This is a genomic window from Methanococcus maripaludis C5 (assembly GCF_000016125.1).
Taxonomy (GTDB): Archaea; AGJL01; Methanococci; order Methanococcales; family Methanococcaceae; genus Methanococcus; species Methanococcus maripaludis_D.
The window spans coordinates 1,023,151-1,047,155 of the sequence record NC_009135.1 but is presented as its reverse complement, the minus strand read 5'-3'; the positions used below and the strand labels follow the sequence as shown (position 1 = coordinate 1,047,155).

Genomic DNA, 24,005 nt, shown 5'->3' with positions numbered 1-24,005 from the left:
TATTATGGATTCAATTTTATTTCCAATATTGCTTACATTAAAAATTTCTTTATTATCTACTTTTTTTGTATTTTTTATAGGAATTTTCATATCATACATCCTTGCAAGAATGGAATTTCGTGGTAGAAATACTTTAGAAATTCTTGTAACGCTTCCAATGGTTCTACCACCAACTGTTTTAGGATATTTACTCGCACTCCAACTTGGAAAAAATGGGATTATTGGGGGTATCTTTTACGAGCTTACTGGTTCAGGTATTTTATTCACCTGGGAAGCCGCAGTAATTGCATCATTTATTGTATCACTTCCTTTAATGGTAAAAACAACAACAGCTGCAATTTTGTCAGTCGATAGGGAACTTGAACATGTTTCATACACTTTGGGCCAGAATAAACTCAAAACGGCGCTTAAAATAACCCTGCCCTTATCAAAAAAAGGAATAATTGCAGGCACAATTCTTAGTTTTGCAAGGTCCGTTGGAGAATTTGGTGCAACCTTAATGGTTACAGGAAACATGCCTGGAAAAACAAATACAATGTCGTTATCAATTTATCAGGCGTTTCAGACTGGAGATTATAATTTAGCAAATAGTTTAGTACTTATTCTTGTTTTAATGTCATTTTTATCTATATATATGACTGGAAAACTGGCAGATAAGTTGAATTCTTAAAAAATAATCCTCGAAAAAGATATATATCCCCATACAAAATGTTAGACTAAGTGAATTGGTGGTTTGGTTAGTTTATATTTAAGAATAATTCCAAAAGAGGTTTAATATGTCATTTTATATTCCTGATTATGAACTTGAAAAAATAATTGAAGAGGATATAAATCCGCTTGATTTAACCTCGCGAATAATGAAACTGGATCGATTTAATGCAAGGCTTGCATACAAAGCACGACACGACATGGTTTTGTGCTGTACCGAAGAAGCTGAGAGAATGTGCAAAATGCTCGGGTTAGAGGTACTTTCATATAAAAGAACTGGAACTTACGTAAAACAAGGCGATGTATTTTTTGAAGCAACGGGTAGGGCTGACAATGTTCACCTTGCATGGAAAAGTGTTCTCAGACTTCTGGAAGGATACTGTGGAATGGCTACGAGAACTTACGAGTTTGTGGAATTAGCAAGAAAACATAACGAAAACATAAACGTTGTAACGACCCGAAAAAACCTTGCAGGAACTAAAAAACCGACAATAAAAGCAATTGTCGCAGGTGGGGCATACCCTCACAGAATTGGACTTTCTGAAACCATACTTATCTTTGATGAACATTTGGAATTTGTAGATGGCGATGAAGAACTTGAAAAAGTTTTAAAAGAAATGAAAGCAAATGCTCTAGAAAAAAAGATAGGAATAGAAGCTGAAAATTTTGAAACGGGCATAAAATACATTAAAATGGGTTTTGATTATATTCAGCTCGATAAATGTGATCCTAAAACTGTTGAAAAGTTCGTAAAATTCGCAAAAGAAATAAATCCAAATGTTACGGTGGTTGCAGCAGGTGGAATTACCGTTCAAAATATAGATGAGTATGCTAAAACTGGTGTAGAAGTTATTGTTACGTCATCGCTTTATTTTGGAAAAGCTGCGGACATAAAAGCGATAATTGAAAAAATAGATTAATTTTTAGGAATTAAAATAAATTATAACTTAATATTCATTTTTGTACAGAATTCCGTCATGCCCAGTAACGATATTTTTTTGAAGACTTTTTATTCTTTTTAATGAATTCAAAGCAAGTTTTAAATCTACAAAAACTCCAGGGGCTCTTTCTTTTAATATGTTGTTTTTTAACGGTGATGCATCTCCTGAAATCAAGTAATCACCATAAATTACAGATATACTGTCCATGGTATGTCCTGGAGTTTCTATAATTTCAATTTCTGGATCATTTAACTCTTTAAAATTAGAATGGTTGATTATTTTCGCATTTTTAAAAAGATCATTATTTGAAACATGGTCAAAATGGTCGTGGGTATTTATTACGTAGTTTATTTCGTCCATATCAATATTTTTATTTTTAAAATACTGTTTTAATTCTTCTGTTTTTGATTTTGTAGAGGTATCAACTATTATTTTATTTTTTTCAGTTTCAATAAATGTAACTGATGAAGCCACTTCTAAAATTCTTGTTTTGTTATCATTAAATTTTAAAATTCCTTTGTATACTAAATCTAACATCTTTTCACGTTAATCTTTTAAAATTAAATTAATTAGTTTAAATTTTTCAAATTATTATTTGAAATTAAGTTATAAAAATTTACTTACAGTATTCTTCGGCGGTGATTTCAATTGCCCTTTTAAGAGCGTTTAACATTTTTTTAGCATTTTTTGGAGTAATAATCAAGGAACCTCGATGTATCGATGATTCGACCCGTCTTAATTTGTCCCCTTCTTTTTCAATAAAGTGTCCGTCTTCAAAAATATCGATTTTAAATGCGCAGTCACACTCCCACGTAACCATCAAATCCACTACAAAAACTTCAAAAAAATCATCTGCTTTTCCAATCGGCAGAGTTCTATTTTCCATAATATCTCCCCCTAAAAGATATTTCGGTTCAAAAGTATTCTCAATATACTATATTACAAAATGGATTTTTATATCTGCATTAAAATGAAAAAAAGCTATAATTTTAGTTTTAATAAAAATCCCATGGATATGCTGATTGTTGGTATTATCAAGTATCTAAGTCTAATCTGTGAAAAATAATCTAAAAAACTCATTCCTGACATCGGGATCAGTATTAAAATATCGAGTATCAGGTTTATTATAAGCCAGGAAACCCCTACAAATATTCCTTCAATTAAGTAATCTTTTTTAACATCTTTAAAATACATTATAAGCAAATTAACTCCGATTAATCCCGATATAACAATCATAATCGATTTAAATAAAAATATATCTATTAATAATCCTTCGCTTTCTGAATAAAATAAGAATGATAGTAAAAAGGGAACTAACCAGGTCAGTAATCCAAAAAATCCGCATTTCAAAAACTTCATAAAACCACCCAAATTCTATTTTTTCATTTTAATTCTTTTTAAAAGTTTTATTACTTCCCACCAAAGTGTTGATGCCCCTGAAAGTAGTAGTGCAGCAAGTAATTGTTTTTCAGTAAGGGGAACTGTTTTTGCAATTACTGTTGCTGACGGAATGTAAAGTATTATTAAAATTCCCCCAAATATTCCGATATTTACAAGCCAGAGAACCATATCGTTTTTAAATTTTTTAAATGCTGAAAATACGGATTCAATTTCCGACTGGTTAACATATACGAGGAAGAAATTAGCTGCAATAAGAATTATAAATGCAAAAGTCCTTGCAAGATCTGTTTTACATCCCTGATGGAGTAAGTACGCGTAAGAGCCAAATGTAGCAGTAAAAATTGAAATTCCCTGAATTACGGCTTTAAATATAAGATTATAATCCAAAAGCGGTTCGTTAGGCATTCGTGGCTTTCTAAGCATAATACCTTTTTCTACAGGTTGCCTTTCAAATACAATTGAGCAGGTGGGATCAATGATAAATTCCATTAAAACCACGTTTATGGGAAGAAGTAATAGGGGCAATTTTAAGAGAGGTGCAAAAAGTGCAGTTAAAAATACAGGAATATGGATTACAAAGACATATCCTATGGCTTTTTTGATATTATCATAAATTCGTCTTCCATCATGTATTGTTTCAACAATGGTTTCAAAATTATCATCAAGCAAAATCATATCAGACGCTTCTTTTGCAACTTCGGTACCCCGTTTTCCCATTGAAATTCCAATATCTGCATATTTTAGTGCAGGTGCATCATTTACGCCATCTCCTGTCATTGCAACAATTTCACCAAGTTCTTTAAAAGCTTTAATAATTTTTAATTTGTGTTTTGGAATTACTCTTGAAAATATATTTGTTATTTTTATTTTTTTTAAGAGTTCATTATCACTCATCGAATCAATTTCATGTCCCGTTAGAACATTTTCGCTGTTTTTTATCCCGATGGTTTTTGCAATCGATTTTGCAGTAGTTCCGTTGTCCCCAGTAAGCATTACAACCCTGATTCCTGCATCATTGCATATTTTCATAGCTTTTGAAACTCCTTCTCTTGGAGGATCCATCAAACCAATTAAACCCACAAATTCAAGTTTATATTCGTACAATTGTTGATTAATATTTGTTACATCCATTTTTCTTGCAACAGCAATTACGCGGTATCCTTTTTTTGCCATCACAATCGATTTTTTTTCTAAATTTACTTTTTCAGATTCATTCAGCTCGCATAAATTTATAATATTTTCAAAGGAACCTTTTGAAACGATAAATTTTTTATCTTCTTTATCCCAAACGTTTCCCATCATTTGAGTTTCTGAACTAAATGGATATTCGTGCAAAAGACAGCCATTAAATAATTCATCTATATTTATTCCAATAGATTTTGAATAAGTTAGGATTGCTTTTTCCATTGGATCATATGCTTCAGTTTCTGATGAAAGGCATGCAAAAGTCATAAGTTCAGTTTCATTAAATTTTGAATCGAAATGGGTTTCTTTTACTTCCATCTGGTTTTTTGTGAGGGTTCCAGTTTTATCAACACATAAAACAGATATTGAACCGAGTGTTTCTACCGCAGGAATTCTTCTAATCAGTGAATTTTTATTTGCAAGCCTCCAAGCCCCCATTGCAAGAAACACTGTTAAAATTACGGGAAATTCTTCAGGTATAATCGCCATAGCAACAGTTACGCCCGATAAAATACTATCGGTAATACTTCCCATATGGTAAAAATTAACAAATACAATCAATAATAGCATGAAAAAAGCAGCTATTGCAGAGTATGTTACAAGTTCACGAGTTTGTTTTTCAAGCGGGGTAAGTATAGAATCGACGGAGAAAATATCTTTTCCAATTTTTCCATATTCGGTTTCAGAACCGATATTTATGACCTTAACAACAGCTCTTCCTTGTGTTACAGATGTTCCCGTATAACATATGTTTTTTTTCCAGTGTTCTGAACTTTCATCTTTATCTAAATCAATTTTTTTCCACACAACGTCTGATTCTCCGGTTAATGTGGATTCATTTACCCCTAAGCCGTAATTTTCAATAATAATTCCATCAGCCGCTATTTTTTCCCCTTCTTTTAACATAAAGAGGTCATCAACAGTCAATTCTTCACTGTCAATTGTCATTATTTTTCCGTTTCTAATTACAGTTGATTGGGGGGATGATAAATCTTTTAAAGCCTGCAAGGTTTTATCTGTTCTCCATTCTTGAAAAAACTCAATTGTGCAGATAAAAACAACAGAAATAACCATTATTGATCCGTCGCGGGGTTCACCAAGGAAAAAATAAACAAAAGCAGTAATGAATAAAAGTACAAACATCGGTTCAGAAAATATCTTTAAAACGCGACTTAAGAATGTTTTTTTCTTTTTTTGGAGTAATTCATTTTTTCCATAAGTTTCTTGGTATTTTTTTACTTCCAAATCAGTAAGTCCAAAGTAATCTTCTTTAAAACCTTTAAAAAATGTCATTTTTTCCATACTCCAAGATAAATCATATGATAAAATATCTGGAGTTTAGAAACTATATAATTAATGTCTCAAATTTTAAAAAATAATTAAAAAAGAAAATTATTCGCTTCTTAAAGCTTCTACAGGCTTTAATTTTGAAGCATTATATGCAGGAATAATTCCTGCAATAATTCCTGCTGCAAGTGAACATCCAATTGCAATTACTACTGATTTAATGCTTAGTACAAATTGGTAACTGCTATCCATGCTTTGTGCAATAAACCAGACTATTATTTGAGAGATTATTGTTCCAAGTACGAGTCCTAAAAATCCCCCAACAAGCCCAATGATCGCAGAGTTAAAGACAAACAGTAGCATTATGTCTTTGTTTTTGGCACCAATCGCTTTCATTATTCCAATTTCTCTGGTTTTTTCAAGAACTGTTGTAAACATGGTATTTGAAATACCTGTAACGCCAACAACCAATGAAATTCCTGCAATGAATGAAAGGAATGTTGTAAGCATGGAAATTATTTCTTCAGGCCCTTCTGGCGTATTTGGAGTTCTTATTGAGAAGTCAATCGTTTTTTCATTAACATGTCTTGACATCATCAATTTTTCTTGAATGTTTTCAAGTGCAGTAGTTTGATTTACATCTTCATATAATGTAAAGATTATTTCATCGTATACTCCTTCTTCTTTCTCTTCAATTGAGTAAGATGCATCGTCATCCAATTCCAAAGTATATACTGCTTCATATGGCATGTAAACAGTATTTGAGCTCATACCTCCCATTCTACCGAATCCCTGAGTTTCATCTTCTTCAAGTATTCCAACGACTTTAAACTGTTTATTTCCAATGGTTATCATTTGATTTATTCCAATTTCCCTATCAAAAGCTTCTGTTGCAGTATAGTATGAAATTATTACGGCGTTTTTATCGCTCACCTGTAATAGTCTTCCTGCATATAATTCTTCATCAGTCATCTGCGACCACACAGCGGGATCGACTCCAGTAATTGTCGCAGTTTCACGACCTCCCGCGAAACGTATTTCATTTCTACTCGAAACCCGCACATCTACATATTCTACATCAGATATCCCGTTTAGAATCATTACATCCATATCAGTTAGTTCGGGTTCATCGTCATCATTACCTGGTGCAGATGATGCAGTAAGCGTTATTTCATCGCTCACCATACTGTTGAGTTGATCACTAACTGAATTTGAAAGATAATCTCCAGCAGATATAATTGCGATAACTGATGCAATTCCAATGACAATGCCCAAAATGGTGATCCAGCTACGTAATTTACTGGATTTTACCATTTTGGATGCCATATTAAATAATTTTAAGGGTTTCATAATTATCAACCCTTATTCTGTTTTATTTTTATTTTGTTTAGCTAATTTTTTTCTTTTAATTATCTTGTATACAAATACTGCAATTGCAGCAAGTGCTACAAGTCCGCCGATAACGTAGGGTATTGCCGAAGTTATTGAATTTTGAATTGTTGATAGTGGATTTCTATTTCCATCAGGTCCTCCGGCAAAGTTCTGTGGGGCACCTGATTCATCACCACTATTCATATTCATAACTTGTGAAGTTGTACTTGGCATCTCCACTTCTTTTTGAATTGTTACCCTATCTCCTTCTGGTGATGTGTATGTTATTTCAACAATAAGTGGTGAGTCGCTATTGGTGGTCGATAGTTCGAAGTTTGAGAATGTGTAGTCCCCCCATCTAAATTTCCGATAATTGATGTGCTGACTCCAGAAACGCTCCATGCATTCTGTTCTGGAATTGAAACGATTACTGAATTAACATCACCTTTTCCAACATTCATTACTGTAAGTGTATATTCGCCACTATCCTCTCCGGAATAACTAACTTCAAAGTCGGTTTTTCCAAGTACTAAAATTCCGCCAATATGTTCTACGATTTCAGTAGTTCCAGTTAACGAATTATCGTAATTTAAATTCATAGTTAGTTCATATATTCCAGGCTCTACATCAGTACTTGCAAGTACTGTGTATGTTACATCAACACTCTTTCCAACACCAATGTATGAAATTGTTTTTACGTTTCCTGAACCTAATGGAAGTATCGCATTATTTTCACTTTCCCATGAAAATTCAAGGTTTTTAATTGGTGCAGAACCCGTATTTTCTATTGTGAATGTAACGTTGGTTTTGTCCCCCGCCACTAATTCCTCTGCATCTAATTCTATTTCAGCACTTTCTTCATTTCCAACAGTTACGGTTAATTCTGTAGTGTATCCTGAAGATGAATCTTCACCTTTTTTATAAACATGGACTTCTATCGGATAGTCTCCTTCTGTTGCATCTTCATTAACTCTTAATTTGAATTTTGCAACTATTGCATCATTTGAATTTTCATAACCGTTTATAATACCTATAGTTTGAGTTAAATCTTCGCCTTCTACTTCTTCAAACGGATAGTTCGGTTCGATTTCTAAAATGAAATCTCCTTCACCTTCTCCACCGTCATTTTCAATGCTAATTCTAAGGTCGAATACATCTCCTGCGATTGCAGGATCAGGGTCTTGATTTACTTTATTTACATTTAATATGACGTAATCACTTACATCGCCAGCAAATGTGTATGCATAATTTCCCACAAATGAGAAAAGCATTATCAACATTACCGATCCTATTTTTAAGGATTTTTTATCCATAATATCACTCATGAACTGTATTTTGTTTGTTATCTGTTATACTGATAATTTTTCCGTCTTTTAATTCAACAATGGTCTTCGCATATTTCGCAAGATTCGGGTCGTGTGTAATCATAATAATGGTTTTCCCACTTTCCCAGAGGGCCATAAATAATTTTATAATTTCTTCACCTGTCGCACTGTCGAGCGCCCCTGTTGGTTCATCTGCAAGAATTATTTCTGGTTCACATGCTAACGCTCTTGCAATCGATACTCGCTGTTGTTGACCTCCAGAAAGCTGGGATGGTTTGTTATTCATTCTGTCTTCCAGGCCAACCTGTTTTAATGCTCTTTTTGCAGCTCGATCTGCAGTAGAATCATTGACTTCCTGTATTTGCAGTGGTAAAAGTACGTTTTCAAGTGCAGTCATGTTTGGAATTAAATTGTATTGCTGAAATACAAAACCAATTGTTTTTCCACGAAGTTCAGATAGTTCTGATTCAGTCATATCTGAGATATTTTTTGATTTAAGGTAAACATCACCTTTTGTTGGTACATCAAGGCATCCGATCATATTCATCATGGTCGATTTTCCAGAACCTGACGACCCGACAATTGCGACAAAATCACCTTTATTTATATCGAGTGAAACTCCCTTCAAGGCCTGAACTTCAACTTCACCCATCTGGTAGATTTTCCAAACATCTTCAAGACTTATAATTTTGTACATATTTTCACTTGGAAACTTTTTGTAGTCTGTTAATCATATTTTTGGATTCTTTCCTTAAATTAACTAATGAAACCATCCCAAATATAATTAATAACATCAATAATATTGGGAGCAGTAATCTAATCATTTCTATCACTTTAAAAAATTAAAAATTAGGTGTTATTTTAAATGTTTTCATTTGGGGGTGTTATATTATTCAGAGTCAGCTTTTGGGCCTTCTCTATGTCTTTCAGGCATTTCAGGCATGTTAGTTATCATTTCTTCAATTTTTTCAGGATCATCAATCAATCCTTGAGTCATCTCAATTCTTTCTTGAATTCTTGTTCGTAATTGTTCGTCTTCACAAGAAGCATATTCATCCTGAAGCTCAGCAAGCTGTTCTTCAAGAGCTTCCTGAATTTCTTCAGTCGTCATGTTCTGGAAGTCGATATTCATTCCTTTTACACGTCTTTCAGGCATTTCAGGCATGTTAGTTATCATTTCTTCAATTTTTTCAGGATCATCAATCAATCCTTGAGTCATCTCAATTCTTTCTTGAATTCTTGTTCGTAATTGTTCGTCTTCACAAGAAGCATATTCATCCTGAAGCTCAGCAAGCTGTTCTTCAAGAGCTTCCTGAATTTCTTCAGTCGTCATGTTCTGGAAGTCGATTGGGCACATATTTCCGGGTCCTTGCTTTCCCATATCTTTGAATTCTGATGCTGCAAAGGATATGGAAACAAGTCCAAGAACCATCAATATTCCAAGTATAATTTTTTTCACATTCACACCCTATATTTATTTGTATATTTTTTTAAGTTTTTATCGGGTAATATTTGAATTTATTTCGATCGGGTTGTTATTTTCAAAGTTTTCAGGAATTCGGGGCGGGTATTTTGTGTTATTAACGTTTTCGGGCATACCCAACATATTTCCATGATCTGGCACGTATGATTCATTGAAATTTTCAGGCATATTATTCAGGGTAATTCGTGTTTTATTTATTTCGTTTTCAGGTGTACTGTTATTCATTTCAAGCATATTCATATTTTCAGAATTATTTGCTGGTATCATTGGCATATTTTTGGAGGTATTATTTTCAAGTTTAACTTGTATATCGGTTCCAAATGCCGACTTCAACCAAGACAATATATTATTAAATATGCTACTGGATTTTTCAGAAGTCTGTTCGTCCATAGCCATACAGTAGGGCACTAGTGTGATAACCATAAGAATGGCTCCAGCAGTATTTTTTAATTTTTTATTCATGTTATCACATAGGGTTAATTTCCAAAAGGCAATAATTTGGAAATTATATTTTTCAGGTTATTAATTTAGGAATTATTGGGATCTAATAACTCCTTAATTCCTAATTGAATCCCCATACAATTAGGTTTTGAAAGTAAGTGTTCTCACAATTACTTTCAACTAACCTACTGTGGGAACAGAATATGAATGTATTTTGAAACGGCATTTCCATATTATGAAATGGTATTTTGAAGCTATTATGGGATTATATCCTAAAAATAATATTTATATTTCGATTGAATTAATAAAAAAATTGTTTAAACTTTTTAAATACCATAAAGCCCGTGATATGGAATTATGGAATATAATTTTGATATTTTTCAAAAAGATTTTTCAAAATTTTGAAAGGGTTATAAATTAGCATTTATATACTATACTGTAAAAATGAACGATTCCATTAAATGGAACAAGTGTTCCACGTCAAATAATTATACTGTTTGGACAATGTAATTGTTAAATAAATAAAATGGTTGGTATCATGAAACGAATTTTGATTATATTTTTAGTACTGACAATTATAGGGGTTGCAATTGGTATAATGAGACCTTTTGATTCATTACTTATCGAAGATGATTTATTCATTGCAAATGACTTTGAAACTAATCCAAAAATGGCTGAATTTAAGCCATATCCTGAAGAAAGCCCTCATTTAACGCAGGATCAAAATCATGCAATTGAAATTGCAAAGTCTAATATAACTGTTTCAGGGTATTTAGCTGAAGGTTACGGGCTTGCACCAGGTACTATGTTACTAAAAGAAGATTTTGAAGAATATGGTGAAAATTGTAAAGGTGTTATATTATCGAAAAATGACACATTGATATATGTACTTGTAAATGTCAATGAAAACAAAGTTCAATCTATCAAAAACTACACTACATTTGAAATCAAGTCTAAAACTCTTGTTATTGAACACGAAGATGGATATTCTGAGATCAAAGCTACTGGATTTACTGAAGAAGATGTAAAAACGGTTAAAGAAATACTGTCTAATGACCAAAAAACAGCTCAAATTATAAATGATAGGGATTACAATATAACTATTCAAGACATGGTGTATTTAAGCAATAAAAATTTCCAAAATGCCACTTATGCGATGGTTGTATTGGATATCGAAGATGGTTCGAGATATGTGGTAATGGTGGACATTACTGAAAGGAAAGTTTTCAAAATGGGTAAGCCTTTAAATTAATATTGTGTGAAATTTATGAGTTCAAAAGTTAAAATAGCCGTATATATGCTGATATTTATCGTTTCAGTAATTGTGCTAACTTCTAAATTTTTATATCCACCGACAGTTCAGGTAATCGTTCAAGGGGATACCACGTATGTTCAGGAAGTTCCTAATGTGTACACGCTTTATGATTGTATGTTAATGGTTTTGGCATCCTTTTCGCTTTGCTTAAGTACTACTCTAATTTACTTTACAGTTCGTGATTTAGAGCTTTCGGAGAAAAATAATGTTAATAAGATAGATTTAAGTGATTTAAACGACCATATTGGAAAAATTGTATCTTCAAAGGTCAATGATAAAATTAAAAATGGAAATACGAATGAAATTCAAAATTTAAACATGGAATCTGAAGTAAAAACCTCTGAAAACGAAGAAAAATTAAGAAACGAGAATTTTATTAAAATTTTAAAAGGAAACGAAAAAACTATAGTAAAAATTTTAATGGATCATGGGGAAATGACTCAGAGTGAACTTTTTGAAAGAACAAAAATTCCAAAATCGACTCTTTCCAGAACTTTAAGTGATTTAGAACTTAGGGGAATAATTTTAAGATATGAACACGGAATAAGCAAGAAAGTAAAATTAAATAAATTTTAATTATGTAATTGTTATTTCAGAAATGTTGCCACAAACCGTTCCTGTAACGTTTAATAAGGCATCACTCATGTTTTTTGCAGTTTCACCCGCATGAGTATCTGAATATTTAACATGTACTACATAAAAATAGCTTGCAATCGTAGCTACTGCAACAGAAGCCCCGACTAAAATCCCAATTTCCATCGAAACCTGTCCTTTTTTTGAATATAATTTTTTTAACATAATTCCCCACCAAAAAGTCACACATTAATCAAATTATGTTATTTAATATTCTTTTTAAAGAATTATATAACTTTAATCCTTTATTTTCAATTAATTTCAACTAAATGGTAAAAGGTTATTTAACTTTAAAATAACGTTTTTTACAATATTTCCATTTTAATCCATTTTTATTAACATTAATCCCCAAAATAATAAATATTGCGTTATAGAGAAAATATATTATCCCAGAATTAATTTTTCTGGGGTATATTGGGGAGTTTAAAAGAACATATTGGTTCTTTAGATAAAATTGGCCTAAAACGTCACAGATCCATAACCAGTTTTCGGTTGAAACACGAAATGCATGCTATGCACCATACTGTTTTAAACAGGAAGCATGCATTTAATTTTTTATTATTTAATTCAATTTTTGTTATTCTGGACACAAACCTGTTTCAGGGTGTTTTATTTTTATTAATTCTCTTGCACGAGCTAGTGCTAAATCGATATCCTCACAAATATTTTCTTTACCAATCATATTTGTCAATCCATATTTTTCAAATTTTTTTCTTAAGTTATAGTCTGCACCTGAAATAATCAAAGATATGTCCTGTTTTTTAGACGATTCAATAAACTCTTCGAGATTTTTTATTCCTGTAGCATCAATTATTGGAACATTACGCATACGAAGGATTATTGCAGAAGGTTTTCTTTTAGCAACTACATTTAACGTACTTTTGAATTTATCTGCGATTCCAAAGAAAAATGGTCCATTTACCTCATAAACCTCAATACATGGTGGAACATCCTTTAAAGTAATTGAATATGGATCTTTTTCTTGTGGAATTGTTTTTAAGTTAGAAATTTCGCTAACTTCGATTAATCTCTGCATAAATACAATCACTGCAAGAAGCATTCCGATCTGTATTGCAGTATTTAAATTTACAAACACTGTAAGGAGGAATGTAACAAGTAATACGATTCTATCCCTTTTTGGAGATTTAAATAGTATTGATTTGAAATGTTTTACTTCAGCCATGTTCCATGCTACAACTACAAGTATTGCAGAAAGTGTTGCAAGAGGTATTTTTAAAATTAAGGGGGATAGTAATAGCATGAATAAAAATAACATTATTACATGAATTATTCCAGATAATCTTGATGTAGCCCCGGCTTTAATATTTGTTGCAGTACGTGCAAGGGCCCCTGTTGCAGGAATTCCTCCAAACAAAACTGATCCGATATTTGCAATTCCTTGGCCCACTAACTCTTTATTTGAGTTGTGTTTGTATCCAGTCATACCATCTGCAACAACAGCACACATCAATGATTCTATTGCACCTAAAAATGCAATAGATAGTGCGCTCGGGAATAAAAGTTCCATTTTTTGAAGATTTAATTCCGGAAGGTTTGGAAAAGGAATTGTATTTGGTATTTGCCCAAATTTGGATTCAATTGTTTCAACAGGTAAATTAAAAAAATAAACTAAAAAAATTCCAGCAATTATTGCAATTATTGGCGAAGGAATTTTTGAAAATACTTTTTTTGAATTTGTAAGGATGATTAAAGTTAATATTGAAATAAACAGTGCATAGGGGTTTAATAACTGGATATGTGTTAAGTATACGATCCACTGATCTAAAAATGTTGCAGGAATACTTCCAATCGAAAGTCCGAAAAAATCCTTAATCTGTGTAGAAAAAATAATTAATGCAATTCCTGATGTAAATCCCATTGTGACAGGATAAGGAATGAATTTTATAATGTTTCCTAATTTTAACAATCCCATGCCAATTAAAATTAAACCTGCCATTAATGTTGCGATTACAAGTCCTTCGTATCCGTATGAAGCTATAATTCCAAAAAGTATTACAACAAAAGCTCCAGTTGGCCCCCCTATTTGATATTTACTTCCCCCAAGTAGTGAGATTAGAAAACCTGCGACTATTGCAGTAAATAATCCTTTTTCAGGTGAAACTCCTGAGGCTATTGCGAAGGCCATTGCAAGAGGTAATGCGACTATTGCAATAGTAAATCCTGCAAATAGGTCATTTTTAAGGTTTTCATAATTTAAATTCTGATTAATTTTCATATGCTGGTGCCCTCCAGAGTTTACGCATCTTTTTACATTAAGTACGAAGGTTTTTGATTTTTTAGATTATAACGCATTGTAATATCAGTATATAAAGATATCGAAAATACCTATGTTTCAGGACAATTTACATATCCTCAATCTTTCAAATATATTATTGTATAATATACCAAAAATTGGTAAGATATTGCCAAAAATTGGTAAGATATTTATATCTAAAAATATAACTTCTGTTCATGAATGCTTTAGATAAATTATACCGGGCTTATTATGCAGCAAATAAATGTAAATTATATTTTAGCGAGTTAAAAGAACTCACAGGACTTTCAAACAGTTCTCTTCAAAATGCTTTGAAAAAACTCGAATCTGAAAAACAAATTTTAAAATTGAAGGAAAAATCAAACGCATTTTATATTTTAAAAAATACCAAAAAAACAGTTTTTAAATTTTCAGAAATCGATGAAGAACGATTTTGGAAATTGAATAGAAATGTTCGGGCACCGATACTGGATTTTATTGAAATTTTCCCAAAAGAAATCGATTTTATGATTCTTTTTGGTTCTGCATCTAGAAAAAAAGAGACTGAAAATAGTGACATTGATTTGATGGTTGTAACGCATTCTTTTGAAGATCCCGACTTACAAAAACGGTATCGAGAAGAAATTAATCAGAAATTGGAATATGCAAAATCAAAAGCTGAAAGCAGGTCGTTATATCCGATAAGTATAGTTGCAGTCGAAATCGACTATTTTTTAAACTCAAAAGATCATATTGTAGATCAGGCTAAATTAACTGGATTTCCAGTTTTTGGACATCAGAATTACCACGAGGTAATTTTAAATGTTAAACGTTGAAGAATATTTTAAAAATACGGAAAAACTCGAAATTGCTTACGATTTTCATATTTACAAGAAAAATCTTGAAAAAGAACGCCATGCGAAGTCCCTTGTTCATGCACATATGGATAAAGCAAAACACAATCTTGCATTTGTAAATCAAAATATAAAAAATGGTAATTTTCAGGATTGGAGTATTGTGGGACTTTATTATGCGGTTTATCATGCTGCACTAGCGTTAGTTTCAAGAAAAGGATTTATTTCAAGAAGTCACAATGCAACAATGATTTTTTTGATAAAAAACTATACGAACGAATTTAGAAAAGAAGAGTTGCGATTAATTGACGAATTATCCATTACTAAAAAAGATGCAACATTCTATACGAGTTTAAAATCAGAACGACAAAAAGCAAGTTATTCGACAGATATAATGTTTAGCGAGTCTAAAGTTTTAGAACTTCAGAAAAAATCCATTGATTTTATAAACAAGGTCGAAGATATTATCGAAAATTGATCGAAAGATTATTATTTTCAAATGCCTCACTTTTTTATTTAAATATTTATTAGGTGTTATTACTGATTAAATTCTCTTTTTTCTTTTAAATCGGGATAATTTAGCTAAATTTACGTTTTTATACTCATTATGATATAATTTCAATGGGGGTGAAAAGTATGTGGGCGAAAGATAAGATCTACGCAGATTCTCAAAGAAAAATTCACGAAAGTTTTCCAAAAATAATTGTAAATTTGGCAGTTGCTTTTGTAATATGGCTTCTTGCAGTTTTGGTATTCCAACCACTTGGTGATTTCTTAGGAAATCCGTTTATATTTGGATTAGTTGGAATGAAAGCCATAATTTCCGGTGTAGTTATAATTGCACTTGTAATACTTCTTTTAAAGATTCTTAAAAACATACTGATGCTAACAGATGGTATTTCAGATATGGTTGCAGTTAAATTCATGAAAGATGATTTAACTGACGAAAAACTGCAGCATTATCGATCTGGATTTAGGGGATTGGGATACGTTTTGCTTGCAATAATTGCATACATGTTTTTCCTGCCGCTTATTGCAGGAATATTTGCAGCACTTGCAGGAATCGTTTTATTACTACTTATAATCTGGGCAATATTTGTAATAATTCGCGTAGGAAATATTTTTTCAGAGGATATCGAAAGAAAAGCCGCAGAAATTTCAAAAAAGTTTGAAAAAACTGAAACCGAAGAATCTGAAGAAGAGTAGGGATTATGAAAAAAGAAATAAATATTCTTCTTTTACTAATTTTTTGGATAGTACTCGCATATTCTGTCGGTTTAAATCCAGAAATACTTTCATTTCTGACCAACTATATTTCTTACGATATTAATGATATTGCAGCCGTTTTTGTAATATTGATGGTAATTCTATCAATAATTACAGCTCGGAATTTAGTTTATACAATAAATAAGTCATTAAAAGAATATTCAAAAGATTTTTAATAACTTATTCAATTTTTTTATCCTCTTCTTTATCAATTTTAATTTTAAGATCCTGTGGAAACCATACAGTTCTTTGTGGGAATGGAATTTCAATATTTTCCCCATCAAATTCTTTTTTAATGTTTTTAATGATTTCTCGTTTTACATCGTACCATTTTTCACTTGGAGTCCAAGCTTTTACGGAAATATCAACGCTGCTGTTTCCAAGATTATTTACAAATATTTGTGGTTCCGGGTCAACCAAAACATAGGTCATATCTTCAAGCATATTCCATATAAGTTCAATTGCACGGTCTGCGTCTTCTTTGTACGCAATTCCAACTTCGATATCGACACGTCTTGCAGGATATTTTTTATTGTTTATAATCTCTGAATTGAAGACCTTTTCATTAGGAATTCTAACTAATACGCCATCCCAAGTTCTGATTCTTGTTGACATCATTTTAATATCATTTACAATTCCAGAACTTGTTCCAATTTCTACAGAATCTCCTATCTTTAACGGTTTATCAAAATAAAGGAATATTCCAGATATAAAATTTGCAACAACTGTCTGGGATGCAAAACCCAAAATTATACCTGTAATTCCCCCTGCAACTAGGAGACTTCCAAGTCTATTGGTGAGACCAAGCATATGGAAAACTATTCCAAATGCGATTATCATTACCGAATAATGAAAAATGGTTGCTTTTACACGGTATTCTGCAAAGTTCCCTTCTTGTGAGCCTTTAAGTAGCAAATATCTTTTAGAACGATTAGAAATCCGATATGTGAAATATACTAAAAGTAGCGAGTAAATCAAAATTTTTAAATCAAATCCAAATATTTGGTATGTTACAAAACTTTCAATGACGTTTAATGCAAGAACTACGAATATTGCAAGTACAAATGTTGAGAGGAGGCCTGCAGTTTCATCATTTATTATCCAAGCCTGTTTTGTGGTTTCGGATAACTTTTTAACCCGTTTTTCAATAAAAAATGATAATACTAAACCTATAATAACCATTAAAATTAATTTTAATCCCGAATAATACGATAATCCATAAACAAAGTTATTCTGTAGAAATTCGAGCAGTTCTAGTATCATTTAAATTCTCCTCAAGAAATGTGATACGGGGGTTATATTTTTAGTTCCGATTAACCCATTTTTAGGTGCTTTTGCAGTATTTATTATTTCTACGCTTCCATTTTTAGTGAGATTAATAATTGTTGGATAATATGCTTTATCCTCTGAATAGTACATAATGGTTTCCCAGATTGGAAAAACCAATTTATCAAAGGTTTTCCAGTAATTTGAACCATTACTTAGGACAAATTTTGTAACACAAAGAGAATCAGGTTCTTTTGTGTAAACTTCGCTTAAATGATATCTTGAAATATCTCCGATATCGACAGTTCCGTAAATAGCGTATTTTTCTTTTCCAAGATTAATCAAATCTAACTCCATTTCACCGAGTTTTAATTCAATATCACACGGGGATTCAACATACCCCCTAAAAGTATCCTTTGGGGGAACAACTACGGGTTCTTTGAATTTAATCGTTAAATACTGCACCCCGTATCCAATTGCAGGACTCGGAACAATTCTTAAGGAATAGGATGATTTTTTGATTAATTTTGAAGTATTTCCCCTAATATATTTTAATAAACCATCCAGTTCTTCAATTTCAATTTCGTGGGCCCCTACCAGAAATTTTTCAGGCATAAGTGGTCGATATCCAAACATGAAATAATATATGTTTTCAAAGGATTTATATTTTCTCTTACCAAAAAAAGGTCTTTACCTAAAAATACGTTTTAAAAAACAATATTGAATGTTATTATTAAAAAAGAGATTACGGGGATATTATTTTTCGAAAATGGAGCTTTTTATTTATTTTAAATTTTTTTAAAAATAAATATAATTATTGGTATTTTTTATAAAAGCCTTCTTTTCGCAATTTTTCAGAACGTTCACTGAAAATACTTCCTTCAACAATATTATTGTAGCCTTTTTTCTTTATAATATACTGTATATAGTCGATATTTGGGCAGCTATCGTAATGGGCGTTATCTGTCGACATACAGGATGAAAGATGTATTTTAACTTCATCTTTTTCAATATTGTCAATTTTTTAAGCCATCTTGAAAAGTTTGTAAGTTTTGAACTTACCACTTTGCCAGAACAGCCTCCACAGGTAAAAGAAATGTATTTTGTATCTTTATTATAATTTTTAAACGCATCAGTTTTCTCATAAAATGCGTTGGTGCATCTCATACTGCTACACCGGTTTTTAGCCAGATTACATTGGATTATAACTACATATTTTGTGTTCATGGATATCCCATATTTTTACTTTTATTCATGGTTTAATGTAATAGAGATGACTTTTACACTTGCAGTCCGAACATCCGAAAGATTCCACAGAATCGAACACTATATTAAACTTCTGCGAAACATCACATTCAAATCGTCCAATTGTTACGTTTACTTCTTTTACATTTGAAAATTCCAGTAAATAATCAATATGCCATCTTTTTTTCTTATTTTCAGACAGATGCCTGCTTATTCTATTGTATAAATTCATGCTGTTACCCATTGCAGAACCGATGTAAAAATAATCTCCTTTTTTAAATTTAATCTCTCTTTTTCCAACGAGAATGGTTCTTGGAGCGTTCATCTTTATTCTTAAGACGTAAGTGCCTTTGTCTTTGGGGATTTTAGTTTTTGGGGTCTTTTTAAAGTTGAACTCTTTATAAATTTTTTCGAGTTCTTTTAATGAATTGTAGTGGGGGCAGATTTTTCGAATTTCAGAAAAACACTTATCGCATTTTGGAATCGGGCTGCATATTTCTTGGCCAAATACAACAAGTAGATTGTTAATTCTTTTCCAGTAATCTTTCGGAAGTTTTTTTCGAAGTTCCATTTCTGTGTTTTCAGGAAACTCAGTATCAACATAATTCCAACGATTTGTAATTCTGTGAACGTGTGTGTCAACACAGATTGCGTATTCATCAAATGCAAGAGTCATTACTAAGTTTGCAGTTTTTCGTCCAACCCCTGGAAGTGTTATAAGTTCTTCAATTGAATTTGGAATTTTTGAATCGTACTCTTCAAGTAAAATTTTGCCTAATTTTTTTAGATTTTTAGCTTTAGTTTTGTAAAATCCTGCAGGGTGAACTAACTTTTCAAGGTTATCTAAAGAAATTTCTGAAAGCTCTTTTGGAGTTTTTACTTTTTTGAATAGCTCTTTTGATACTTTTGCGGTAGTTTCATCTTTGGTTCGTGCGCTTATCACTGTAGAAACTAATATTTTAAAAGCCCGTTCATTTTCGTCTGAATTTTTAGATATTTTGTCAACTACTGCATCTTTTTTTAAATTTTCGCCTAAAATATCTAAAAATTTAATAAATGGGGTATCAAGATTGTTCATGGCTATCTCGTCGGTTAATTTATATATTATTTTTATTATATTAACATTTTAGGATGAATTTAGTTAAATTACTAACAATCGGGGTTTTTATGATTAACCAAATTGTTAAAGAATTAAAGGAACACATGCCATTTACTATATTGGGGGCTATTTTTGGCATAGTATTATTGATTATTTTTAATGGAATTTCGTTTAGTAAATCCTATTCAATATTTTATACGCTTCATCCAATACATGTATTTTTAAGTGCATTTACTACAACTTCGATGTATAAATTATATAAAAAAGGCAGATCCAAGTCAATTACTGGTTTTTTAACATTATTTTTAATAGGTTATGCCGGCTCTTTAATCATCGCAACGATAAGTGATTCATTAATTCCATATGTTGGAGAAATTCTTTTAGATTTACCAAATAGGGGGGCCCATATTGGATTTATTGAAGAATTCTGGCTTGTAAACTCGTTAGCAGTACTTGGAATAGTTTTGGCATATTTAAAACCATTTACAAAAATACCGCATTCAGGACACGTATTTCTAAGTACTTCTGCATCACTTTTTCATATAATAATGGCGCTGGGATCAGGATTAAGTTTTTTAATGTGTTTTGAGATATTTATATTCCTCTTTATTGCAGTATGGGTTCCATGCTGTACGAGTGACATTGTATTTCCGCTAATTTTTGTAACGGATGAGGATTAGCCAGATTTATTTTTGATTATTTTTTTTTATTTTGTAATATATATTGATTAATACCCTATAATGTGTTAATTAACAAATATGAACATGTAATTGACTTAATTTTCTATTTTAAGATTATTATATTTTTTTGGTTCAATTCATTTGTATTTATTATATATATTTGGAAATTCAAAAATGAATGTTAATAATAAACCATGCAAGATCAAAAATGTTTAAAAGGGATATCTTTGCCGTATTCTGACGAGGAATATTCAAAAATTAAGAAACATATCAAGCATATTATAAATACTGGTCACAGTTCAGACGATGAATTTAAAAATCTTCTTGGTATGGTATACGCCAGTATCAAGTTAAAAAATCAAAACTGTACGGGTAAAGTACTTGATATTCTGAAAAATAATTATAATCTGGACCTAATGGATGATATCGATAAATTTAGAACTTTTTATCATAAAAAATCACCTGAAATTAAAAATAAGGATGATTTAAAAGATTACATAAGAAATAACAGTAAATAAATACTATTTTTTTTATAACGTATAACTTTTTTATTTTTGACTATAATTAATGTCTGCTTTTTTATAACTTTAAAATTGATATTCGGCGTTAGATTTTAATATATCGATAATCTATATAGATGCAAACGTCAACGTGAAACAAGGGTTTGGCCCGTAAAGGTGATTTTGCAATGCATAAAATCTGCGTAATTGAAGGCGACGGGATCGGGAAAGAAGTGGTTCCGGCTGCTGTAGAAGTTTTAAAAGCTACTGGTATCGAATTTGAATTTAACTACGCTTTAGCAGGCGACGAAGTATTTGAAAAAACTGGAGTGGCACTTCCAGAAGAAACAATCAACGCTGCAAAAACTGCGGATGCAGTGTTATTTGGTGCTGCTGGAGAAACTGCTGCTGATGTTATTGTAAAATTAAGAAAAATATTGGATACTTATGCAAATATTAGGCCCGTAAAATCCTACAATGGAATAAACTGCCTTAAAACGGGTATTGATTACATAATTGTAAGGGAAAATACAGAAGGCCTTTACAAAGGAATCGAATCTGAAATTACTGAAGGGGTTACTGTAGCAACAAGGGTTATTACAAAAGAAGCTTCTGAAAGGATATTCAAACATGCATTCGAAATGGCGAAAGACAGGAAATCAACTGGAAAAGAAGTAAAAGTTACCTGTGCACACAAAGCAAACGTTTTAAAAATTACTGATGGATTATTTAAGAAAACATTCTACGAAGTTTCAAAAGATTACGAAGATATCAAAACTGAAGACTTTTATGTGGACGCAATGAATATGTACATAATTTCAAGACCCGAAACTTTTGATATTGTAGTTACATCTAACTTATTTGGTGACATATTGTCAGACGGCGCAGTAGGGATGGTCGGAGGACTCGGAATGGCTCCGTCAGGAAATGTTGGTGACGATTACGGCCTTTTTGAACCTATTCACGGATCAGCTCCAGACATTGCAGGAAAAGGCCTCGCAAACCCAACTGCAACAATACTGACTGCGGTAATGATGTTAAGATACTTAAAAGAAAATGGGGCTGCTGACAAAGTTGAAAAAGCTCTCGAAGAAGTTTTAAGTCTTGGATTGACAACACCTGATCTTGGCGGTACCCTTTCAACAAGTGAAATGGGCCAAGAAGTCGCAAAAAGAGTATAACTGTAACCATTATATGTGGTAAAATCTTATTTTATTTTTTTATTATAATTAATTCGCATCTGGTGAGATTATGTCATATGATATTTCAAAAATAACTGCAAAAGAGCCTATTTACGCTGGAAAAGCAAAATCAATCTACAAAATCGAAGAAAACGAAAAAGAAGTTTTGGTTGAATTCAGAGACGATATAACTGCTGGAAACGGTGCAAAACACGACGTAAAATCTGGAAAAGGATATTTAAACACCTTAATTTCAAACGAACTTTTCAAAATACTCGAACAAAATAACGTTCCAACACACCTTATCGAGTACATCGAGCCAAACCACATGATTGCAAAGAACGTTAAGATAATTCCTTTGGAAGTAATTGTAAGAAACATTGCTGCAGGAAGCCTCTGTAAAAAATATCCATTCGAACAGGGACAGGTATTAAAAACAGCAGTTACACAGTTTGATTACAAAAATGACGACTACGGAGACCCAATGTTGAACAATGAAATTACAATTGAACTTGGTCTTGCAACCGAAGAAGAATTAGTTGAAATTAAAAAACTCGCTTTAAAAGTGAACGACGTTTTAAAAGGATTTTTCGATGAAAAAGGAATAATTTTAGTTGATTTTAAAATCGAAGTTGGAAAAACCGTTGATGGTGACATTGTTGTTGCTGACGAAATTAGCCCCGATACAATGAGACTTTGGGACAAAGAAACAAAAGACGTTCTTGATAAGGATGTATTTAGAAAAGATTTAGGCGATGTTTTGGAAAAATACAAAACCGTTGCTAAAAGAATCGGATGTTTAAAATAATTATTTTAATTTTTCTTTTACCAAATTGGTGGAATAATGACAAATAATTCAGTAAAAAAACTTATTTTATTTGATTTAGATAGCACACTTGCAGATTGCGAAGTCATTGACGAAATTGCAAAGTTTGCAGGTGTTGAATCGGAAATTAAAAAAATAACTGAAGAAGCGATGAAAGGTAAAATAAAGTTTGAAGAATCGCTAAAACGACGGGTAAAATTTTTAAAAGGAATTCCTGTTGAAAAACTTGATGAATTTGCAAAAAAAATTCCCATAATGAATGGTGCACATGAATTAATAGGAGAACTTAAAAAACAAGGATATGTTACAGCCGTTGTCAGTGGAGGATTTGATTTTGGGGCCGAACATGTCAAAAAAGTGCTGGGACTTGATTACTCTTATTCAAATACTCTTTTATCTGAAAATGGAATTCTTACTGGCGAAGTTATTGGCCCAGTAATGGGCGAGACTGCAAAAGGGGATATTTTAAAAGAAATTGCAGCAAATGAAAACATTTCTCTTGAAAACACGGTCGTAGTTGGGGACGGGGCAAACGACGTAAGTATGTTTGAGAGAGCAGGCTTTAAAATAGCTTTTTGTGCAAAAGAAATTTTGAGATCGAAGGCAGATATATGCATCGACAAAAAGGACTTAAAAGAAATATTGAACTACCTTAACTAACTTTTTTCGCTTTTTTTGACCTAAAACGGCTTTTTTAGAACTTTTTTGCTTTGTATCAAATAAAAATATTTATATAGCTTACAA

General features: G+C 31.7%; 28 protein-coding genes and 1 pseudogene. 13 read left to right on the top strand and 16 right to left on the bottom strand.

Annotated features, from left to right (window positions below):
- Window positions 1-4: 4 nt before the first annotated feature.
- Both modB and modD read left to right on the top strand, forming a co-directional pair.
- Window positions 5-670: a molybdate ABC transporter permease subunit gene (gene modB / locus MMARC5_RS05525; RefSeq protein WP_011868848.1), complete on the top strand. Its 666-nt coding sequence runs from the start codon at window positions 5-7 to the stop codon at window positions 668-670.
- Window positions 671-776: 106 nt separating this feature from the next.
- Window positions 777-1,628, top strand: a complete 852-nt coding sequence (gene modD, locus MMARC5_RS05520; RefSeq protein ID WP_011868847.1) for a ModD protein — start codon at window positions 777-779, stop codon at window positions 1,626-1,628.
- A gap of 27 nt (window positions 1,629-1,655) precedes the next feature.
- Here modD and MMARC5_RS05515 read toward each other — a convergent pair whose 3' ends face one another.
- The 10 genes from MMARC5_RS05515 to MMARC5_RS05475 form a co-directional block, all read right to left on the bottom strand.
- Window positions 1,656-2,186, bottom strand: a complete 531-nt coding sequence (locus tag MMARC5_RS05515; RefSeq protein ID WP_011868846.1) for an MBL fold metallo-hydrolase — start codon at window positions 2,184-2,186, stop codon at window positions 1,656-1,658.
- A gap of 79 nt (window positions 2,187-2,265) precedes the next feature.
- Window positions 2,266-2,535, bottom strand: a complete 270-nt coding sequence (locus MMARC5_RS05510) for a hypothetical protein (RefSeq protein ID WP_011868845.1) — start codon at window positions 2,533-2,535, stop codon at window positions 2,266-2,268.
- A gap of 95 nt (window positions 2,536-2,630) precedes the next feature.
- Entirely contained in the window at window positions 2,631-3,008 is a 378-nt protein-coding gene (locus MMARC5_RS05505; protein WP_011868844.1) for a hypothetical protein, read from the bottom strand.
- A gap of 15 nt (window positions 3,009-3,023) precedes the next feature.
- A complete protein-coding gene (locus MMARC5_RS05500) occupies window positions 3,024-5,528 on the bottom strand; it encodes an HAD-IC family P-type ATPase (RefSeq protein ID WP_011868843.1) in 2,505 nt (834 codons plus the stop codon).
- A gap of 99 nt (window positions 5,529-5,627) precedes the next feature.
- The gene (locus tag MMARC5_RS05495; protein WP_011868842.1) at window positions 5,628-6,872 is read right to left on the bottom strand and encodes an ABC transporter permease; all 1,245 of its coding nucleotides are present in this window, start codon (window positions 6,870-6,872) and stop codon (window positions 5,628-5,630) included.
- A 12-nt stretch (window positions 6,873-6,884) separates the two neighbouring features.
- On the bottom strand, window positions 6,885-7,127 hold the full coding sequence (locus tag MMARC5_RS09890) for an EGFR-like transmembrane domain-containing protein (RefSeq protein WP_011868841.1): 243 nt from the start codon (window positions 7,125-7,127) through the stop codon (window positions 6,885-6,887).
- 50 nt (window positions 7,128-7,177) lie between these two features.
- Window positions 7,178-8,206, bottom strand: coding sequence for a COG1361 S-layer family protein (locus MMARC5_RS05490; protein ID WP_011868840.1), 1,029 nt, complete (start codon window positions 8,204-8,206; stop codon window positions 7,178-7,180).
- Between the two features lie 4 nt (window positions 8,207-8,210).
- Window positions 8,211-8,915 carry an ABC transporter ATP-binding protein gene (locus MMARC5_RS05485; protein WP_011868839.1) on the bottom strand — a complete coding sequence of 235 codons (705 nt, stop codon included), beginning with the start codon at window positions 8,913-8,915 and terminating at the stop codon, window positions 8,211-8,213.
- Window positions 8,916-9,107: 192 nt separating this feature from the next.
- Window positions 9,108-9,677, bottom strand: coding sequence for a hypothetical protein (locus MMARC5_RS05480; protein WP_011868838.1), 570 nt, complete (start codon window positions 9,675-9,677; stop codon window positions 9,108-9,110).
- Window positions 9,678-9,716: 39 nt separating this feature from the next.
- A complete protein-coding gene (locus MMARC5_RS05475) occupies window positions 9,717-10,163 on the bottom strand; it encodes a hypothetical protein (RefSeq protein ID WP_011868837.1) in 447 nt (148 codons plus the stop codon).
- Window positions 10,164-10,668: 505 nt separating this feature from the next.
- Here MMARC5_RS05475 and MMARC5_RS05465 point away from each other — a divergent pair.
- Together MMARC5_RS05465 and MMARC5_RS05460 are read left to right on the top strand one after the other, a co-directional pair.
- Window positions 10,669-11,394 carry a hypothetical protein gene (locus tag MMARC5_RS05465; protein WP_011868836.1) on the top strand — a complete coding sequence of 242 codons (726 nt, stop codon included), beginning with the start codon at window positions 10,669-10,671 and terminating at the stop codon, window positions 11,392-11,394.
- A gap of 15 nt (window positions 11,395-11,409) precedes the next feature.
- Complete coding sequence (locus tag MMARC5_RS05460) at window positions 11,410-12,033, top strand: helix-turn-helix transcriptional regulator (RefSeq protein WP_011868835.1); 624 nt, start codon at window positions 11,410-11,412, stop codon at window positions 12,031-12,033.
- Here the strand turns inward: MMARC5_RS05460 and MMARC5_RS05455 are convergent, their stop codons facing one another.
- Entirely contained in the window at window positions 12,034-12,255 is a 222-nt protein-coding gene (locus MMARC5_RS05455; protein ID WP_011868834.1) for a class III signal peptide-containing protein, read from the bottom strand.
- A gap of 412 nt (window positions 12,256-12,667) precedes the next feature.
- On the bottom strand, window positions 12,668-14,326 hold the full coding sequence (locus MMARC5_RS05450; RefSeq protein ID WP_011868833.1) for a SulP family inorganic anion transporter: 1,659 nt from the start codon (window positions 14,324-14,326) through the stop codon (window positions 12,668-12,670).
- Window positions 14,327-14,562: 236 nt separating this feature from the next.
- Here MMARC5_RS05450 and MMARC5_RS05445 point away from each other — a divergent pair, with 236 nt between their 5' ends.
- The 4 genes from MMARC5_RS05445 (at window position 14,563) to MMARC5_RS05430 (ending at window position 16,640) form a co-directional block, all read left to right on the top strand.
- Window positions 14,563-15,180, top strand: a complete 618-nt coding sequence (locus tag MMARC5_RS05445; protein WP_011868832.1) for a nucleotidyltransferase domain-containing protein — start codon at window positions 14,563-14,565, stop codon at window positions 15,178-15,180.
- A complete protein-coding gene (locus tag MMARC5_RS05440; protein ID WP_011868831.1) occupies window positions 15,167-15,676 on the top strand; it encodes a HEPN domain-containing protein in 510 nt (169 codons plus the stop codon). The genes MMARC5_RS05445 and MMARC5_RS05440 overlap by 14 nt, the downstream gene beginning before the upstream one ends.
- A gap of 158 nt (window positions 15,677-15,834) precedes the next feature.
- Window positions 15,835-16,404 (top strand): hypothetical protein, encoded by a 570-nt coding sequence (locus MMARC5_RS05435; RefSeq protein WP_011868830.1) that lies wholly within the window; start codon window positions 15,835-15,837, stop codon window positions 16,402-16,404.
- Window positions 16,405-16,409: 5 nt separating this feature from the next.
- Complete coding sequence (locus MMARC5_RS05430) at window positions 16,410-16,640, top strand: hypothetical protein (RefSeq protein WP_048058483.1); 231 nt, start codon at window positions 16,410-16,412, stop codon at window positions 16,638-16,640.
- A 4-nt stretch (window positions 16,641-16,644) separates the two neighbouring features.
- On the opposite strand, the gene MMARC5_RS05425 is transcribed toward MMARC5_RS05430, so the two are convergent.
- From MMARC5_RS05425 to MMARC5_RS05410, 4 genes and pseudogenes are all read right to left on the bottom strand, one after another.
- Entirely contained in the window at window positions 16,645-17,727 is a 1,083-nt protein-coding gene (locus tag MMARC5_RS05425) for a mechanosensitive ion channel family protein (protein WP_011868829.1), read from the bottom strand.
- Window positions 17,728-18,345 carry a DUF432 domain-containing protein gene (locus MMARC5_RS05420; RefSeq protein ID WP_231288440.1) on the bottom strand — a complete coding sequence of 206 codons (618 nt, stop codon included), beginning with the start codon at window positions 18,343-18,345 and terminating at the stop codon, window positions 17,728-17,730.
- A gap of 199 nt (window positions 18,346-18,544) precedes the next feature.
- Window positions 18,545-18,957: pseudogene (locus MMARC5_RS05415) on the bottom strand (CGGC domain-containing protein).
- A gap of 25 nt (window positions 18,958-18,982) precedes the next feature.
- A complete protein-coding gene (locus tag MMARC5_RS05410; RefSeq protein WP_011868827.1) occupies window positions 18,983-20,053 on the bottom strand; it encodes a DUF123 domain-containing protein in 1,071 nt (356 codons plus the stop codon).
- 89 nt (window positions 20,054-20,142) lie between these two features.
- On the opposite strand from MMARC5_RS05410, the gene MMARC5_RS05405 reads away from it, so the two are divergent.
- From MMARC5_RS05405 to serB, 5 genes are all read left to right on the top strand, one after another.
- The gene (locus MMARC5_RS05405) at window positions 20,143-20,754 is read left to right on the top strand and encodes a hypothetical protein (RefSeq protein ID WP_011868826.1); all 612 of its coding nucleotides are present in this window, start codon (window positions 20,143-20,145) and stop codon (window positions 20,752-20,754) included.
- A gap of 227 nt (window positions 20,755-20,981) precedes the next feature.
- Window positions 20,982-21,272, top strand: coding sequence for a hypothetical protein (locus tag MMARC5_RS05400; protein WP_231288439.1), 291 nt, complete (start codon window positions 20,982-20,984; stop codon window positions 21,270-21,272).
- Window positions 21,273-21,442: 170 nt separating this feature from the next.
- Window positions 21,443-22,435, top strand: coding sequence for a 3-isopropylmalate dehydrogenase (locus tag MMARC5_RS05395; protein WP_011868824.1), 993 nt, complete (start codon window positions 21,443-21,445; stop codon window positions 22,433-22,435).
- Window positions 22,436-22,505: 70 nt separating this feature from the next.
- Window positions 22,506-23,243 (top strand): phosphoribosylaminoimidazolesuccinocarboxamide synthase, encoded by a 738-nt coding sequence (gene purC, locus MMARC5_RS05390; protein WP_011868823.1) that lies wholly within the window; start codon window positions 22,506-22,508, stop codon window positions 23,241-23,243.
- A 36-nt stretch (window positions 23,244-23,279) separates the two neighbouring features.
- The gene (serB, locus tag MMARC5_RS05385) at window positions 23,280-23,921 is read left to right on the top strand and encodes a phosphoserine phosphatase SerB (RefSeq protein ID WP_011868822.1); all 642 of its coding nucleotides are present in this window, start codon (window positions 23,280-23,282) and stop codon (window positions 23,919-23,921) included.
- The last annotated feature ends 84 nt before the right edge of the window (window positions 23,922-24,005 follow it).